At 61.1% G+C, this 16,020-nt stretch carries 16 protein-coding genes and 1 pseudogene; 10 read left to right on the plus strand and 7 right to left on the minus strand.

Going from position 1 to position 16,020, the window contains the following annotated elements; genetic code table 11:
• Positions 1 to 9: 9 nt before the first annotated feature.
• The 3 genes from RHEC894_RS08475 to RHEC894_RS32920 form a co-directional block, all read right to left on the minus strand.
• The gene (locus RHEC894_RS08475) at positions 10 to 684 is read right to left on the minus strand and encodes a VIT1/CCC1 transporter family protein (RefSeq protein ID WP_085736929.1); all 675 of its coding nucleotides are present in this window, start codon (positions 682 to 684) and stop codon (positions 10 to 12) included.
• A 227-nt stretch (positions 685 to 911) separates the two neighbouring features.
• The gene (locus RHEC894_RS08480) at positions 912 to 1,223 is read right to left on the minus strand and encodes a DUF1883 domain-containing protein (protein WP_085736930.1); all 312 of its coding nucleotides are present in this window, start codon (positions 1,221 to 1,223) and stop codon (positions 912 to 914) included.
• Positions 1,224 to 1,325: 102 nt separating this feature from the next.
• Positions 1,326 to 1,484, minus strand: coding sequence for a hypothetical protein (locus RHEC894_RS32920; RefSeq protein WP_164517655.1), 159 nt, complete (start codon positions 1,482 to 1,484; stop codon positions 1,326 to 1,328).
• A gap of 152 nt (positions 1,485 to 1,636) precedes the next feature.
• On the opposite strand from RHEC894_RS32920, the pseudogene RHEC894_RS32335 reads away from it, so the two are divergent.
• Positions 1,637 to 1,780 (plus strand): annotated as a pseudogene (locus RHEC894_RS32335) (alpha/beta hydrolase); the annotation flags it as partial.
• 163 nt (positions 1,781 to 1,943) lie between these two features.
• Here RHEC894_RS32335 and RHEC894_RS08485 read toward each other — a convergent pair.
• A complete protein-coding gene (locus tag RHEC894_RS08485; RefSeq protein WP_010068427.1) occupies positions 1,944 to 2,522 on the minus strand; it encodes a nucleoside 2-deoxyribosyltransferase in 579 nt (192 codons plus the stop codon).
• Here RHEC894_RS08485 and RHEC894_RS32340 point away from each other — a divergent pair.
• Together RHEC894_RS32340 and RHEC894_RS08490 are read left to right on the plus strand one after the other, a co-directional pair.
• Positions 2,512 to 2,787, plus strand: a complete 276-nt coding sequence (locus RHEC894_RS32340; protein ID WP_125460953.1) for a hypothetical protein — start codon at positions 2,512 to 2,514, stop codon at positions 2,785 to 2,787. The genes RHEC894_RS08485 and RHEC894_RS32340 overlap by 11 nt on opposite strands.
• A 91-nt stretch (positions 2,788 to 2,878) precedes the next feature.
• Positions 2,879 to 3,850 carry an alpha/beta hydrolase gene (locus RHEC894_RS08490; RefSeq protein ID WP_206427916.1) on the plus strand — a complete coding sequence of 324 codons (972 nt, stop codon included), beginning with the start codon at positions 2,879 to 2,881 and terminating at the stop codon, positions 3,848 to 3,850.
• A 60-nt stretch (positions 3,851 to 3,910) separates the two neighbouring features.
• Here RHEC894_RS08490 and RHEC894_RS08495 read toward each other — a convergent pair whose 3' ends face one another.
• The 3 genes from RHEC894_RS08495 to lepB all read right to left on the minus strand — a co-directional run bounded on the left by RHEC894_RS08495 (position 3,911) and on the right by lepB (position 7,234).
• Positions 3,911 to 4,534 carry a carboxymuconolactone decarboxylase family protein gene (locus tag RHEC894_RS08495; protein WP_010063646.1) on the minus strand — a complete coding sequence of 208 codons (624 nt, stop codon included), beginning with the start codon at positions 4,532 to 4,534 and terminating at the stop codon, positions 3,911 to 3,913.
• A gap of 63 nt (positions 4,535 to 4,597) precedes the next feature.
• Complete coding sequence (locus RHEC894_RS08500; RefSeq protein ID WP_085736932.1) at positions 4,598 to 6,133, minus strand: PAS-domain containing protein; 1,536 nt, start codon at positions 6,131 to 6,133, stop codon at positions 4,598 to 4,600.
• A 240-nt stretch (positions 6,134 to 6,373) separates the two neighbouring features.
• A complete protein-coding gene (gene lepB / locus RHEC894_RS08505) occupies positions 6,374 to 7,234 on the minus strand; it encodes a signal peptidase I (protein WP_085736933.1) in 861 nt (286 codons plus the stop codon).
• Positions 7,235 to 7,660: 426 nt separating this feature from the next.
• Here lepB and RHEC894_RS08510 point away from each other — a divergent pair, with 426 nt between their 5' ends.
• The 7 genes from RHEC894_RS08510 (at position 7,661) to RHEC894_RS08540 (ending at position 16,018) form a co-directional block, all read left to right on the plus strand.
• Positions 7,661 to 8,734, plus strand: coding sequence for a LacI family DNA-binding transcriptional regulator (locus RHEC894_RS08510; protein WP_085736934.1), 1,074 nt, complete (start codon positions 7,661 to 7,663; stop codon positions 8,732 to 8,734).
• Between the two features lie 5 nt (positions 8,735 to 8,739).
• Complete coding sequence (locus tag RHEC894_RS08515; RefSeq protein WP_206427917.1) at positions 8,740 to 10,353, plus strand: acyl CoA:acetate/3-ketoacid CoA transferase; 1,614 nt, start codon at positions 8,740 to 8,742, stop codon at positions 10,351 to 10,353.
• Positions 10,346 to 11,125 carry an enoyl-CoA hydratase/isomerase family protein gene (locus RHEC894_RS08520; protein WP_085736936.1) on the plus strand — a complete coding sequence of 260 codons (780 nt, stop codon included), beginning with the start codon at positions 10,346 to 10,348 and terminating at the stop codon, positions 11,123 to 11,125. Before RHEC894_RS08515 ends, RHEC894_RS08520 begins: the two co-directional genes overlap by 8 nt.
• Positions 11,125 to 12,633 carry an aldehyde dehydrogenase family protein gene (locus tag RHEC894_RS08525; RefSeq protein ID WP_085736937.1) on the plus strand — a complete coding sequence of 503 codons (1,509 nt, stop codon included), beginning with the start codon at positions 11,125 to 11,127 and terminating at the stop codon, positions 12,631 to 12,633. Before RHEC894_RS08520 ends, RHEC894_RS08525 begins: the two co-directional genes overlap by 1 nt.
• Before the next feature lie 99 nt (positions 12,634 to 12,732).
• A complete protein-coding gene (locus RHEC894_RS08530) occupies positions 12,733 to 13,995 on the plus strand; it encodes an ABC transporter substrate-binding protein (RefSeq protein WP_085736938.1) in 1,263 nt (420 codons plus the stop codon).
• Between the two features lie 101 nt (positions 13,996 to 14,096).
• The gene (locus RHEC894_RS08535; protein ID WP_085736939.1) at positions 14,097 to 15,050 is read left to right on the plus strand and encodes a sugar ABC transporter permease; all 954 of its coding nucleotides are present in this window, start codon (positions 14,097 to 14,099) and stop codon (positions 15,048 to 15,050) included.
• The gene (locus RHEC894_RS08540; RefSeq protein ID WP_085736940.1) at positions 15,047 to 16,018 is read left to right on the plus strand and encodes a carbohydrate ABC transporter permease; all 972 of its coding nucleotides are present in this window, start codon (positions 15,047 to 15,049) and stop codon (positions 16,016 to 16,018) included. Before RHEC894_RS08535 ends, RHEC894_RS08540 begins: the two co-directional genes overlap by 4 nt.
• The last annotated feature ends 2 nt before the right edge of the window (positions 16,019 to 16,020 follow it).

The following is a 16,020-nucleotide window of genomic DNA, read 5'->3' on the forward strand; positions in this document are numbered from 1 at the left end:
GAACGCGGCTCAGCCGCCAAGCGCGATCGCGATTGCGACCAGAAGCAGTCCGAGACCCGTCATCGTCATCCCGGCATAAAAAGGCCTGCCTCCGGAAAATTTCGCCCACGCATAACCCGTCACAAACAGCAGCATGATGAGAAACAGGTTGCTGGTTCTCAGTGCAAGGTGTGCACTGTCGATGAAAACGAAAGGGATAACGGCCGGAATTGATGTCGCCGAGACCAGAGCGAAGACCGCGATTGCGGCAAACAGATCGCCTTTCGAGAGTGACGCCTTCACAGGATCTGCCCTGCGCGCGAGCGTCAGCAGTGATCGATAGAGCGCGTCCGCATCGCCGGCCTTTGCAGAAAACGGTGCTTCTTCGATCGGAAATTCTTTTGCGAGCATCTTGAGCGCCGCAGTCTCGCTTCCCGCAGCTTTGATTTGCCGAAAGAGGCGCAGCCGCCTGCTCTTGTAAAACGTTGTTCCCAGAATGAACAAGACGGCATCAATGATCCCCCAGGCGACGTTGCATCCGATTGTTGCGGCGATCAATTCCTGGGCATCTAAGCCCTCTTCTTTAACAACAAGCCTCGACCCGACCGTCAACGTCAGTGCCATGATCAATCCGAAAAGAACTTCGCCGAGCGCATCGCCTGGATCGATGATATCGGTGATACGATCGATCGGGTTCGAAGTCATGGACTGCCCCAGGTGATGAAGATCATTGTCTGCTGCTCCTCCCTCCGCCATCAGAGCATGAATGGTAAGCCGACCTGCAGCTGGCGGCGGGGGATAATCCTCACCACCGGAGAATCCTGACCGACGTCGCGGCCTGTTTCATTGATCGTGATCAAGATCAACACGATCGGGCGTCAGATGATCACGGTTTTTCCTCGCCCTTGAGCGTCGGAAAAGTGCTGCAAAGCTCAAGAAGGGCGCGGCGTCTTCTGATTGACAGGCGCGGCGGTCACCTTGACGGCGGATTCCGCCAGCCCGTGATGGCCTTCCATATCGACGACGACATGCCAGTGGCCGCTTTCGGGGACGGCGATCTTGACCGGTGATTTACGCGCCACGCCGCCGATATATTTGAAATCGAGAACCTCGGTGAAGCGCTGGAAATTCGGCGCCGTCATCAGACGAACATTGTTCACCGCATTCAACGACACCTCGACGATCGTTCCGGCGCGCTGTTCCTTGAGATCGTAATGGGTGAAGCGGAAGTTCGGTTTCGGCATCGGTCTCGTGGTGTCTGAAGTCTTTGCGACCAGATTTTACCAGCATGCCGGTTAAGGAAAAGTTGGAGCCCGGTTTTCGGCTCGCCGCTTCACTCTCGCGCCTCAGAGCGCGGCGTAGACGATGTAGACTTCGACGCAGGCGAGCACCACGCCGAAGACGATCAGCGCCAAGGCGGTGCGCTTCTCGCGTACCTGCTGGCTGTTGCGTGTGATCTTATGGGGACGACGGGGCTGGAAGCCGGAGGACATGACATTTCGCATGGCATTTGACCTTTGCAATGACGACAAGAGTCTACTGCCGACCGCGATAGGAAATCCATTCGGGTGAGCGGGCGAAAATATAGGAATGGCATAAAGGCCGACGGGAAATTTCGAAGCGCACTGTCGGGAAGCCATGACCGCCATCATCCTTGAGTATGTCGAAGAACCGGCTGGCGATCCTGCCCGATCTCACCCATTACGAGACCTTCGCCTCGCCGCTGATGGCGAACATGGCGATGACCTTTCTCGACGGCGGCGGCAAGGCGCCGAGCTGGGCCGAGCAGGTCGGAAAATAAGCGAGGGCGGCCGGGGTTTTCCCTGCCGCCTTTTCCACTCATCAACTGCCGCGCCGGTTTTCCCGATCGAGCTGCGTGACCAGAGCCAGGATCGTTTCCGATACAGGGGTTCGGCCCAGGACGAGTGCCGATTTTGCCCTATCGGTATCTTCCCGAAATGGGTTCAGGCATGGCCGCCATCGGCCCGCATGCCGGCGATCGCCTGAAGCGCCGCAAAATAGACCGCCAGGTCGCGGGCAGGATCCGCCGGGAGCGCGGCTGCACGAAACATCCTGCCTCCCGTCGCCTCGATCCCACCGTCGATCATCAGATTGTCGGCCATGCCATGATTTTCGATCGCGATGCCATCCGGTCCGCGAGGGCGCCCGCTCGTCTCGTCGATCTCACGTCCCGCATACCAGATCGAGCGAACGCGCAGCCCATAGTCGTCGGGGTGGTTGGTGTAGGCAAAGACCGCTTTTCCGAGCGCAATCATGAAGCCGACCTCGTAGACGGTGCCCGGATCGGCACTGACGCCGCGAAAGGGAGTGACATTGGCAAGGCAGATCTCGGCTCGACGCATGGCGTCGTCATTGCGGGCGTAGATCTCGGCGGCCGTCCGCTTCACCGGCGTCTGGTTTTCGTCGCTGCCGGGACCGGTCGGCTCGAAGCCGAACTGGCGGGCCAATCGACGTTTTTCGGCCATGATGGACATGGCATCCGGAAGAAAGACTTCCGGGCCGGCAAGGTAAATGGTGGTCATCGACATCCTTCACTCACGCGCGAGACGAAGCGCCGGGGTTGGGGGCAGGCAGGCGCTGAACCCATTTCCGACGGATCCGCCGCAAATGGCAAGCCGCGCCCGGCGGGCATTGTCGATTTTTTTCGAGGAGCAGGCTGATGAAGCCCATGGTGGACGGGCAGCAGCCGGCCTTCATTCCCGCCACAGCAGAGAGAATGAAAAAGCTCGAGTGTCTGGCTTGTCCCTTTTGACTCCGCTGGTCGAACCGGCCAAAGATGCCGCATGACCAGCATCGTCGGGAGAAGTTGATGAGTGGTGGGATTTTGCCGGCCGGTATTCGAAGAACTCCAAAGCGGCTTGCTTGTCTGTGTGCCGTCCTGGCTGCGTCGATGCTCGCGGCATCGGCAGCGGTCGGAAACGACATCGGACCGCAAAGCCAGGTCTCGCGCGAGCAGGTGGAAAAACTCATCGGCCTCTGGAAGGATCATTTTACCGGCGCCGACAGCCTGCAGCAGCAGCGGACGGCCTTTCGGACGCTGATGGAGACGATGCCGGGGCCGACACGCGTCCAGGTCCGGCAAATCGATGCCGACGGCGTCGATGCCGAGCTGATGTGGCCCGCCCGTCTGCATCACCCGATCGGCGAAAGGGTGATCCTCTATATTCATGGCGGCGGCTTTTCCGGCGGCTCCATCCGCACGCACAGCCTGCTTGCCGGCTCGCTCGCCAAGGCCGCATCCAGCGACGTTCTTCTGATCGAGTATCGGCTGACGCCTGAATATACCTATCCCGCGCAGATCAACGACGCGCTGACGGCCTATCGCTGGCTTCTCGACAATGGCTATCGCAGCGATAACGTCGTCGTCGCCGGAGACGGCGCCGGCGGCAATATCGCGATCGAGACGGTGCTGCGTCAGAGGCAAGCGGCAAAGCCGTTGCCGGCGGCCGTGGTGGCGCTCAGTCCCATCACCGATCTTGCCGCAACCGGCGGATCGATGACAGCGAATGCCGATAGCGATCCGTTGCTCGGCAAGGCCTCGATCGAGACCTTGCGCAAGGCCTATCTTGGCAGCCGATCTCCGACCGATCCTCAGGCATCGCCGCTTTATGCCGATATGGCGGGTTTTCCGCCGCTGCTGCTGCAGGTCGGCTCCGGCGAAGCCCTGCTCGACGATACGCTGCGGCTCGCCGATAAGGCGCGCCAGGCGGGTGTGGACGTCACCACTGAGGTCTGGCCGGGCATGCCGCATCAGTGGCAGCTGTTTCCATCGCTGCTCGACGATGCCGATCGTTCGAGTCAGAATATCGCCGAATTTGCGATCCGGCATTTTGCCGACAAACCGGAATAGGGGCGAGGAGGACCAAGGCCACAAAGGCGGCCGTCCGAACGTCCTGCCTTTACCCCATCATCATTGCGATGTGCCGCGCGATGACGAGGGCGCCAGAGGCCGTTCGACTTCCCGGCCGACGCTGAGCGCTTTGCGCACATTCGGCTCCAGCCGCTCGATATAGGCGTGGTCGGGTGCAGCCCCCAGCGCATCCAGCATTTTTGAGAAGAAGCAGCGGGCGGCCGCCGCAGCCGTGACGTCGAAAACCTCGGCATCGCTCAGCCCGTGTTTCTTCAGCCCGTCTATGTCTTGCTGAGTGACCGACGTCGCATCGCGCGCCACCTTGGCGGCAAAGGCCATGATGGCGCGTTCGCCGGCATCGATCGGCGCCTTCTCCGTCTCGTTGACGACAGCCGTCAGCCCGTCGCTGGTAAAACCCTCGCGCAGCAGCACCGAGCCATGCGCCAGCATGCAATAGGAGGATTTCAGCTCCTTGGCGGCCGCCAGCGTCACCAACTCATAGCGCCTGAGGCTCATATGGCCGCGAATGCTGGAAAGCAGCGCTGCCCAGTTCTCCATCACCTCCGGCCGGTGTCCGAAGGCCCGGTACATATTCGGCAGATAACCATAATTCGCTTCCGCCGACGCATACATCGACGTCGTCTTTTCGCTGGCGGATGCATTGGGGGTGTGAATGAAAGCCATGGCATGGTCCTCCTCTATAGCGAGAAGGATAGGGTAGATATGCAGGACAGCAATCCTGAAATATCAGGCAGCGTCACTGTTGTCGGAAGCATTATCGGTTCGCTTGATCGGAAGGGTAACGGTGAAGGTCGATCCGCATCCTCTTGCGCTTCGAACCTCTATGGAACCGTGGTGCAGTTCGACGATCTGCTTCACCAGATTGAGACCGATGCCCGTTCCGGCAATCCCGGTCGACGTGCCGGCACGAAAATAGCGCTGGAACAGCCGGGGTATGTCTTCGGGATCGATCCCCACGCCGTCATCGCTGATCGAGACTTTGACGTTTCCCGTCTCCTCCCATGCCGTGACGCGAATTTCCGAGGTTCCGGGCGCGTATTTGACGGCATTGGACAGCAGGTTGGTAAAGACCTGCGCCAAAGTGCGGGGATCGGCGTCGATGAATTCCGGCAGCCCATCGATATCAAGCACAAAGGCGTGTGTCTTGGCGATCGTCGACTGCCGCTCGCAGCAGCTTCTGATCAGCGATCTCAACGCGCAGGCGTCATAGCTGATATCGATCTTGCCGGCGTCGAGGCGTCCGGCTGACAGGATGCTCTCCATGAGATCGACGATCCGGTTTACCGATGCGCGGATCTGGTCGACCTTGTCGCCGAGAAATTCCGGCTCGACTGCTCCTCTTTTACGCAACAGCCGCTGGGCGGCAGCGTCGATGATGGCGAGCGGGGTTCGGAACTCATGGGATGCCATTGCCACGAACTGCCGCTGCAATTCGTTGATGTTTCGCTCCTGCGCAAGCATTCGCTCGAGTTCCCGCGCCTGCCGCTCGACCTCGGCCGTGCGGCTCTGCACCGTCGTTTCGAGTTGATCGTGATGCCGGCGCAGTTCTTCGGCAAGCCGCACCGTCTTGGTGACGTCTTCGTGGGTGGCCACGTAACCACCGTTTTGCATCGGATTGTGGGTGATTTTGATGACGCGTTCATCGGTGAGCACGATATTCTGGCTGGCCACCGCACCGCGCGCCGTCGCTTCGAATACCACATCGAAATAGGTCGCGGTGTCGGCCGGTCCATTTCCCTCGCGGCTGCGATAGGCCAGGATATCGACCAGTGGCGTCCCTGGTTGCGTCAGCAGATCCGGCAGATTGTACATCCGTGCATAGGATGGGTTGCACAGGATCAGGTTCTTTTTCGAATCGAACATGCACAGCCCATGCGGCATGTTGCTAAGGGCCGCGTCGAACCTGTGATGTTGTTCGGTCAGGCTGTCTTCGACGCGGATGAGGGTAGATATGTCTTCATAGCTCAGGATCCAGCCTCCATCCTTCGATGGGGCGCAGGTCAATGAGACCATCCGTCCGTCGGAAAGCGCAAACTGAGACGTGTGCGGCCTGTCAGTCGTCGACTGCCGGCATGCGGCTGCGCGGCAATCGGCGGTGCCCGGCAATCCGTCGATAGTCATTCCTCTGCCGATGGCTCCATCGGGCAGTCCGAGAATATCCAGCGTGCGGGAGTTGAAAGCCCTCACCCTGTTGGCAGGATCAAGGAGAACGATACCCTGCGGCAGGTTCTCCAGAATGGACTCAAAAGAGTGTGGCATCATCCGGCCCTGCTGCAGATCTGGCACGTTGCACGTATCCGTAGCATTCGTCAGAAACGATAAAGTTTCGCTAATGGCTATCGATTCGACGTCTTCACGTGAAGAGAGGGCAATGTCACATCATTCAAAGCAACCACCGATGGCAGCGACACTCATCCTTTCTCCAGAGGATCCTGATCGCTTTTCTGTCGGTCGAGAATGTCGAGCGATGGCGCGGACACCAGAGGATGGGTGCCCTCAAGCCTATTGGATCCACGACGTCTGCCGCGATTTATCCTCGGAATTGAAAAGCACGATCGCTGCCTTTGCATATATGTTGTCATCTGGGACGAATCCCATATCGAAGCGGCTATCCAGGCTGTTGTCGCGATTGTCGCCCAGCACGAAATAATACCCGTCGGGGACAGTGAATTCCCTGGTGTTGTCGCCACGGGCGTTGTCCACTTGCTCAACGATCATATAGCTGCGGCCAGATGGCAGCGTCTCTTTAAAAACTTGCACCGTCACTGATTGATAGGTCAAATCACCCGCCGGCTCGCGCTCGACTGCGGTGCCGTTCAAGTAGAGAATACCCGATTTCATCTGAATGCGGTCACCCGGCAGGCCGACGACGCGTTTCACGAAATCGACCCCGGGGTTCATCGACCACCGGAACACGACGACGTCTCCTCGCTCCGGTCCATGCCCAAACATACGATGCGCCGGCCCAAACCCGTAGGGGAACGAATAGCGGCTGTACCCGTAGACGTATTTTTGCGCGAACATGTAGTCGCCGCTTCGCAAGTTTGGCAGCATGGAACTCGACGGGATCGTGAATGGCTGGAAGAGGAAGCTGCGAGCCAGCATCGCCAAGGTGAGCGGTACAATCGAAAAGATCAGAGCGAGACTGTACCACCGCGAGTACCAGGGGAGCATGATGTTCGCGGGCATCTTCTTTGCCGTGCGATAACCATGCAGCAGGGCGATCAGACGCCAGGCAAAGATCAGCAAATACCCAAAAACGCCGGTCGACGGAGTATCAAGCAACCAGAGTTGCGCGATAAAGAAGCCGACGCCGCCGATAGAGTAAGCGATGGCATTCCAGCCGCGCCCGAGATAGGCCATAACCAAATCCGGACCGAATAGAAATCCCAACGTGGCTGCGCAAATGGGGCGACGAGCACGAAAAGCTCTGAAAATTTTCATAAAAAAACTCAGTAGGTTTGACAATATACTCAGGTCACGATCGCTCTCTGACCGGCGCTTCATTTCGACTTGTAGTCGATGCAGTGAAAAATACCAGCCTCGGATTGGCCTCGTGCTATCGCAGAAAAAACGCAGCTTTCTCGTGCTCGAGAATGTCGGCGGATGTCTCTTGCGTGCTTCCCACGTTTAGAACGTTCCAATTTTCTGAATGCAGATTGCGATACAGGGAGTCAGGAAATCTGCTTTAAAACGTCGGAATGAAGGCGCCTGCGCAAATTTTTTCTTGACATATTTGGAACGTTCCAAATATTTATCCATCAGTTGACGTCGTGGTCGGGAGGAAGAATGACAAAGGCGCGGGTCACCGTCATTGATATCGCAAAAGCCGCCGGCGTCTCCAAGTCGACGGTGTCGCTGGTGCTGCAGGGCTCCTCCCTGGTCAATGAGGGGACGCGCTCCAAGGTCAATGCGGTGATGCGCGAACTCGGCTACGTCTACAATCGCGGCGCCGCCAATCTTCGCCAGGCCGGCGCCAAGTCGCGGATCGTCGGGGTCGTCGTCAACGATCTGACGAACAGCTTTTTTGCCGAGCTGGCGGTCGGTGTCGATATGGTCGTCCAGTCGGCCGGCTTCGTGCAGTTCCTGTCGAACACCGGCGAGAGCATCGACCGGCAGCGGGAGGTTGTCGCATCGATGCGGGAGCACGGCATTTCCGGCCTCATCGTCTCGCCGGCGCGCGCCACCGATGCCGCCGACTTCAAGCCGCTTGTTGCGGCCGGCATTCCGGTCGTGGTCGTCGTGCGAAACCTGCCCGGCGCCAAGGTCTCGTCGATCGTCTCCGACAACCGGGCCGGCATGATGTCGGCGGTCAGGCATCTCGCCGGGCTCGGCCACAAACGCATCGCTTTCCTCGGCGGCTTTCCCGACACCGCCGTCTTCGACGACAGGCTTGCCGGTTATCGCAGCGGCGTGGAGGCGGCTGGGCTCGATTATCACGAAGAACTCGTCATCGCGTCGGCGCCGTCGCGGGCCGGCGGGGTAGAGGCGATCGGAAAAGCAATTGCGCTCGGCCGGCGGCCGACCGCGGCCGTCTGCTTCAACGATGCCGTGGCCTTCGGCGTTTGCGACGGGTTGCGGGCGCGCCGCCTGGAGCCCGGCGCCGACTTCGCCGTGGTGGGCTTCGACGACGTCATCGAGGCGCAGGCAGCGGTTCCGGCGCTGACGACGGTCTCGGTCGATCCGCAGGGTATCGGGCGCCGCGGCGCACAGATGCTGCTCAAGCAGATCAATGCCGGCAAGGCCGAGGCGGAGACGGTGACGACAGCCGTTCGGCTGGTCGTTCGCGAAAGCTGCGGCGCCGGCAGGACCACGCCGGCAAAGGCCGGCAAGAGCGTAAAATCGAAACAGGACGCCGAGTAATGCCCATGAAGAAGCATCTCACCCCAGCCGAAGCGGCCGCGCTCATCCCGGATGGCGCTGTCGTCACGGTATCGTCTTCGAGCGGTCTCGGTTGCCCGGACCTGATGCTGAAGGCGATCGGCGAGCGTTTCGAGGCGACCGGCCATCCCCGTGATTTGACGACTCTGCACCCGATCGCCGCCGGCGACATGAGCGGCATCAAGGGCGTCGACTACATCGCGAGGAAAGGCCTGCTCAAGTGCATCATCGGCGGCTCCTATCCATCCGGGCCGTCATCGTCCGAGCCGCCGCTGATCTGGCAGATGATCACCAACAACGAGATCCCGGCCTACAATATTCCCTCCGGCATCCTGTTCGACATCCATCGCGAAGCCGCCGCCAAGCGGCCGGGCGTGCTGACCAAGGTCGGCGTCGACACCTTCGTCGACCCCCGGCGGCAGGGCTGCGCGATGAACGAACTGGCTTCGGAACAACAGGTGGTCAAGCGCGTCAGCTTCGAAGGCGACGACTGGCTGTTCTTCCCCTCGATCGTCCCTCAGGTCGCCATTATCCGCGCCACCACTGCCGATGAGCGCGGCAACCTGACATATGAACATGAAGGCGCCTATCTCGGCGGCCTCGATCAGGCGCTTGCCGTGCGCAACAATGGCGGCATCGTCATCGCCCAGGTCAAGCGGATCACCAAGGAAGGCTCGCTGAAGCCGCATGACGTCCGTGTGCCGGGAATGTTGGTCGACTATATCGTCGTCGATCCCGATCAGAAGCAGACGACGCAGACGGCGTACGATCCGGCGATTTCGGGAGAGATCTTCCGCCCGCTCGATAGTTTCCACGTTCCGGAATTCAATGTTCAGAAGGTCATTGCGCGCCGCGTCGCGCAGGAGCTGCAAGCGGGAAGCTGCGTCAATCTCGGCTTCGGCATCTCGGCCAACGTGCCGCGCATCCTGCTGGAGGAGGGGCTCCACGGCGCCGTCACCTGGGTCATCGAGCAAGGCGCGGTCGGTGGGGTGCCGCTGCTCGATTTCGCCTTCGGCTGTGCCTCCAATGCCGACGCCTATATGCCGTCCCCCTATCAGTTCACTTACTTTCAGGGCGCGGGCTTCGATGCCTCGCTGCTCTCCTTCCTCGAAATCGGCAAGGATGGGTCGGTCAACGTCTCCAAACTTTCCTTCCGGCCGCATGTGACGGCCGGCGCCGGCGGCTTCGTCGACATCACCGCGCGGGCAAAGAAGATCGTCTTCTCCGGCATGTTCAACGCCGGCGCGAAGCTTTCGATCGCCGATGGGGCTCTCGCCATCGAGAGGGAAGGCAAGCTGAAGAAGCTCGTCAATGAGGTCGAACACGTCACCTTCAGCGGCAGGCGGGCGATCGAACAGGGGCAGGATATCATCTATGTCACTGAGCGGTGCGTGATGAAGCTGACGCCTGATGGTATCGTCCTCACCGAAATCGCGCCCGGCGTCGATCTTCAGTCCCAGATCCTCGATCAGTCCGGATTTCCGCTGATCGTCGCGCCCGATCTGAAGGTCATGGATGCGGCACTCTTCGGCGAGGCCGGCATCGGCCTGTCGCTTCCAGCCAAAAGCGCAAGGACGCTGGAGGGTACTTTCCATGGCTAGCGGAACAGTCAGGATCGATATCGACGGACATGTTGCGACCTTGACGATTTCTCGTCCGGAGAAGCTGAACGCGCTCGATCTCGATATGCTGAAGGCATTGGCGGACGCCGCCGATGCAGTCGAGGCGAACCCGGATGTGCGCGCTGCGGTTCTGACGGGTGAAGGAAAGGGCTTTTCCGCCGGGGGCGATATCAAGGCCTGGGGCGGAATGCTGCCGCAGGAGTTCGGCCATGCCTGGGTGCGGCACGGCCACCGCATCTTCGAAAGGCTGGCGACGCTGAGGGTGCCACTGGTCGCGGCCCTGAACGGCCACGCTCTCGGAGGCGGGCTCGAGCTGGCGGGTGTTGCCGACATTCGCCTCGCAGAGGAACACATCAAGATTGGCCTGCCGGAGACCGGCCTTGGAATGGTGCCGGGCTGGTCGGGGACCCAGCGTCTCGTGCGCCGCTTCGGCGCACAGGCCGTCCGGCGCATGGCGCTCGGCGGCGAGATTTTTACTGCAGAAGAGGCCCGCCTGCTCGGGATCGTCGACGCGGTGGTTCCAACCGGAAACGCACTCGCCGCCGCCAGGGAATATGCCGAGCGGATTGCCGCGAGAGGTCCGGCCGCAATCGAGATCGTCAAGCTGATGATCGCATCGGCGAACGGCGAAGACAACGGAACGGCGGTCGAAGCCCTGGGCTCGATCCTCGCTGCCAAGACCGGCGATCTGAAGGAGGGCGTCGCATCGTTCAGCGAGAAGCGCCCGGCAACGTTCAAGGGAGAATGGTAATGACGGTTCTCGTCAACCCCACGGCGCTCAGCGACCACAAGGCGCGTGATTTCAAGATGCTGATCGACGGTAAATGGGAGGCCGGCGCCTCCGATCCGATCGAACGTATCGCGCCGAGCCATGGCGTCGTGGTCAGCCGGTTTTCGACCGGCAGCCGGAAGGATGCCGAGCGCGCCATTGCTGCGGCACGCAAGGCCTTCGACCAAGGGCGGTGGCGGCGGATGACCGCATCCGAACGCTCCGCCATCCTGCTCAAGGCTGCCGATCTGATCGCCGCGCGGGCCGAAGAGCTGGCGTTTCTCGATGCCATCGAGGCGGGCAAGCCCATCACCCAGGTGCGGGGAGAAATTGCCGGCTCGGTCGACATCTGGCGTTATGCGGCGGCTCTCGCACGCGACCTCCATGGCGAAAGCTACAACACGCTCGGCGACGGCACGCTCGGCGTCGTCCTGCGCGAGGCGATCGGTGTGGTATCGATCATCACGCCCTGGAATTTTCCGTTCCTGATCGTCGGCCAGAAGCTGCCATTCGCTTTGGCCGCAGGCTGCACGACCGTCGTCAAGCCTTCTGAGCTGACGTCGGGATCGACGCTCGTCTTGGGCGAAATCCTGCAGCAGGCAGGCATTCCGGAGGGCGTCGTCAACATTGTCACCGGCGCGGGACCTGAGGTCGGCGCGGTCATGACGTCTCATCCAGACGTCGACATGGTCTCCTTCACCGGCTCGACCGGTGTCGGAAAACTGACGATGTCGAACGCGGCGCAGACGCTGAAGAAGGTTTCGCTGGAGCTGGGCGGCAAGAACCCGCAGATCGTTTTCCCCGATGCCGACCTCGATGCCTTCATCGATGCCGCCGTCTTCGGCGCCTATTTCAATGCCGGCGAGTGCTGCAACGCCGGCTCGCGGTTGATCCTGCACAAATCGGTCGCTGCCGATGTCGTCAAACGGATTGCCGAATTGTCGAAGGCGGTGAAGGTCGGCGATCCCCTCGATCCCTCGACGCAGGTCGGTGCGATCATCACGCCGCAGCATCTGGAGAAGATCTCGGGCTATGTCGCCGGCGCCAGGAGCAGCGGCGCCCGCGTCGCCCATGGCGGCGAGACGCTCGACCTTGGCATGGGGCAGTTCATGTCGCCAACGATCCTCGAAGCGGTCACCCCTGACATGGCGGTGGCGCGCGAGGAGGTCTTTGGACCGGTCCTGTCGGTCCTGACATTCGAGACGACTGCCGAAGCGGTCAGCATCGCCAATTCCATCGACTACGGCCTGTCGGCCGGTGTCTGGAGCCGCGATTTCGATACCTGCCTGACGATCGGCCGGTCGGTGCGGGCGGGCACGATCTGGATGAACACCTTCATGGACGGCGCCTCCGAGCTGCCCTTCGGCGGCTACAAGCAGAGCGGCCTCGGCCGCGAGCTCGGCCGCCATGCGGTCGAGGACTACACGGAGACCAAAACGCTGAACATGCATATCGGCAAGCGCACCAATTGGTGGATGCCGAGAGCCTAAATCCGGCTTAGCCGGCAATGAAACTACGCCTGAGGAGGGCGGGTGATCGGATGCGGGAATGGTTCCGCATCTTCCAAACGGGAACTGGGAGGTTCTTTGATGCGTAAGTTTCTGACAACGACTGCCGTGATCGCACTGGCTGTAGCTGGCGCTGGCGTGTCCGCTCGCGCAGCCGACGTGAAGGAAGTGCAGATGCTGCACTGGTGGACGTCGGGCGGCGAGGCGGCTGCTTTGAACGTCCTCAAGCAGGATCTGTCGAAGGAAGGTTTTGCCTGGAAGGACGTGCCGGTTGCCGGCGGCGGCGGTGACGCGGCGATGACGGCGCTGAAGGCGATGGTGGCGGCGGGCACCTATCCCACGGCCTCGCAGATGCTGGGTTATACCGTGCTCGATTATGCCCAGGCCGGCGTGATGGGCGATCTGACCGAGACGGCCAAGAAGGAAGGCTGGGACAAGTCGGTGCCGGCGGCCCTGCAGAAGTTCTCCGTCTATGACGGCAAGTGGGTCGCAGCCCCGGTCAACGTGCATTCGGTCAACTGGCTGTGGATCAACAAGGCTGTGATGGACAAGATCGGCGGCACCCAGCCGAAGAGCTTCGACGACCTGATCGCCCTGCTCGACAAGGCGAAAGCTGCAGGTGTCATCCCCTTGGCGCTCGGCGGCCAGAACTGGCAGGAAGCGACGATGTTCGATTCCATCGTGCTGTCGACCGGCGGCCCGGAATTCTACAAGAAGGCCTTCAACGACCTCGACGAGGCGTCGCTGAAGTCGGACACGATGAAGAAGTCCTTCGACAACCTGGCGAAGATCGTCAAATACGTCGATCCGAACTTCTCCGGCCGCGACTGGAACCTGGCGACCGCCATGGTCATCAAGGGTGATGCGCTGGTGCAGGTGATGGGCGACTGGGCCAAGGGCGAATTCGTCGCCGCCAAGAAGACCCCGGACAAGGACTTCCTGTGCTACCGCTTCCCCGGCACCGATGGCAGCGTCATCTATAACTCCGACATGTTCGGCATGTTCAACGTCCCCGACGACCGCAAGGCGGCCCAGGTGGCGCTGGCAACGGCAACGCTGTCGAAGAGCTTCCAGTCGGCCTTCAACGTCGTCAAGGGGTCGGTGCCGGCCCGTACCGACGTTCCCGACACCGACTTCGACGCCTGCGGCAAGAAGGGCATCGCCGACCTGAAGGCGGCCAACGAGGGCGGCACGCTGTTCGGTTCGCTCGCCCAGGGCTACGGCGCGCCTCCGGCGATCGCCAATGCCTATAAGGACGTCGTCTCGAAGTTCGTCCACGGCCAGATCAAGAGCTCCGACGAAGCCGTCAAGCAGCTCGTCCAGGCGATCGACGACGCCCGCTAAGGGTCGTCGATGAATATGCTTCCCCGCGTGACCTCGCGGGGAAGCTCCAGGCTCCGCAGCGATAAATGCCGAGCGATCCTGCGGGAAGGGAGATGATATCCATGAGCACAGTTGCGACCACCGACCCGGTTCTGACACCCGGGCGATCGACGCGGGTCTCGCTGCGGGGCCGGCTGCAGGATGCGCTACCGAAGATCGTGTTGGCGCCGAGCTTCGTCATCACCCTCATCTTCGTCTACGGCTTCATCGTCTGGACGGCCTATCTGTCCTTCACCAATTCCAAGACCTTTCCCTCCTATGCGCTGACCGGCGCGCGCGCCTATCAGCGGCTGTGGCGCTGGACCTTCGAGAGCGATCCGCCGTCCTCCTGGTACACCTCGATCACCAACATGGCGATCTTCGGCTTTCTCTATGTCGGCATCTGTCTGGCGCTCGGCCTTTTCCTCGCCATCCTGCTCGACCAGAAGATCCGCGGCGAGGGGCTGTTGCGCCCGATCTTCCTTTATCCGATGGCGCTCTCCTTCATCGTCACCGGCGTGGCCTGGAAGTGGTTCCTCGATCCCGGCCTCGGGCTGGAACAGACGCTGCACCATTTCGGCTGGACGAGCTTCCACTTCGACTGGATCAAGAACAAGGACTTCGTCATCTACACCGTCGTCATCGCCGGCGTCTGGCAGGCCTCGGGCTTCGTCATGGCGATGTTTCTCGCCGGGCTTCGCGGCATCGACGGCGAGATCATGAAGGCGGCTGAGATCGACGGCGCCTCGCCCTTCCAGCTCTACCGCCGCATCGTCATTCCGCTGCTGCGGCCGATCTTTCTCTCCGCCTTCATCGTGCTCGCCCATATGGCGATCAAGTCCTACGATCTGGTGGTGGCGCTGACCTCGGGCGGGCCGGGCGGCTCGGCCTGGCTGCCGTCCAACTTCATGTATGAATACACCTTCAAGCGCAACGAGATGGCCGTCGGCTCGGCCAGCGCCATCATCATGCTGATGACGATCTCGGCGATCATCGTGCCCTATCTCTATTCCGAACTGAAGGAGAAGGCGCGATGAGCAGCGTGACCTCTTCGATCGGCAGTTCGTCATCGGCATCGGCAGCCGAAGGAGCGGAGCGCGGCAACAGCGCCCGCTTGATCGGCCGCATCGTCATCTACGGCCTGCTGGTCATCTTCGCCATCCTCTACCTGATGCCGCTCTTCGTCATGCTGACGACCTCGTTCAAGACCATGGACGAGATCCAGAACGGCAACATGCTGGCGCTGCCTGAGGCGCCGACCTTCGATCCCTGGATCAAGGCCTGGGGCGAGGCCTGCGTCGGGCTGACCTGCGCCGGCATCAAGGGCTACTTCTGGAACTCGATCAAGATGGTGGTGCCGGCAGTCGCGATCTCCACCATCATGGGGGCGCTGAACGGCTATATCCTGACCAAATGGCGTTTCCCCGGCCATACGCTGGTGTTCGGGCTGATGCTGTTTGCCTGCTTCATCCCGTTCCAGTCGGTGCTGCTGCCGATGGCGACCATCCTCGGCTCGCTCGGCCGCTTCGGGGTGACGCTGCAGAACGCCACGGGCTGGAACTTCGGCTTCGGCAATTCGACCGTCAACCTGGTCTTCGTCCATGTCGTCTATGGCTTGGGCTTCACGACGCTGTTCTTCCGCAATTTCTACGAGGCCTTTCCGACCGAGCTGGTCAGGGCCGCCCAGGTCGACGGCGCCAGCTTCTTCCAGATCTTCCGCCGCATCATGCTGCCGAACTCGCTGCCGATCATCGTCGTCACCGTCATCTACCAGTTCACCAATATCTGGAACGACTTCCTGTTTGCCTCGGCCTATGCCGGCACCGGCGACTCCATGCCGATGACGGTGGCCTTGAACAATGTCGTCAACACCTCGACCGGGGTGGTCGAATACAATGTCAACATGGCGGCGGCGATGATCGCGGCCGTTCCGACGCTCATCGTCTATATCCTCGCCGGCCGCTACTTCGTGCGCGGTCTGATGGCGGGCGCAGTCAAAGGGTAAGT

The sequence above is a fragment of the Rhizobium sp. CIAT894 genome (assembly GCF_000172795.2).
Taxonomy (GTDB): Bacteria; Pseudomonadota; Alphaproteobacteria; order Rhizobiales; family Rhizobiaceae; genus Rhizobium.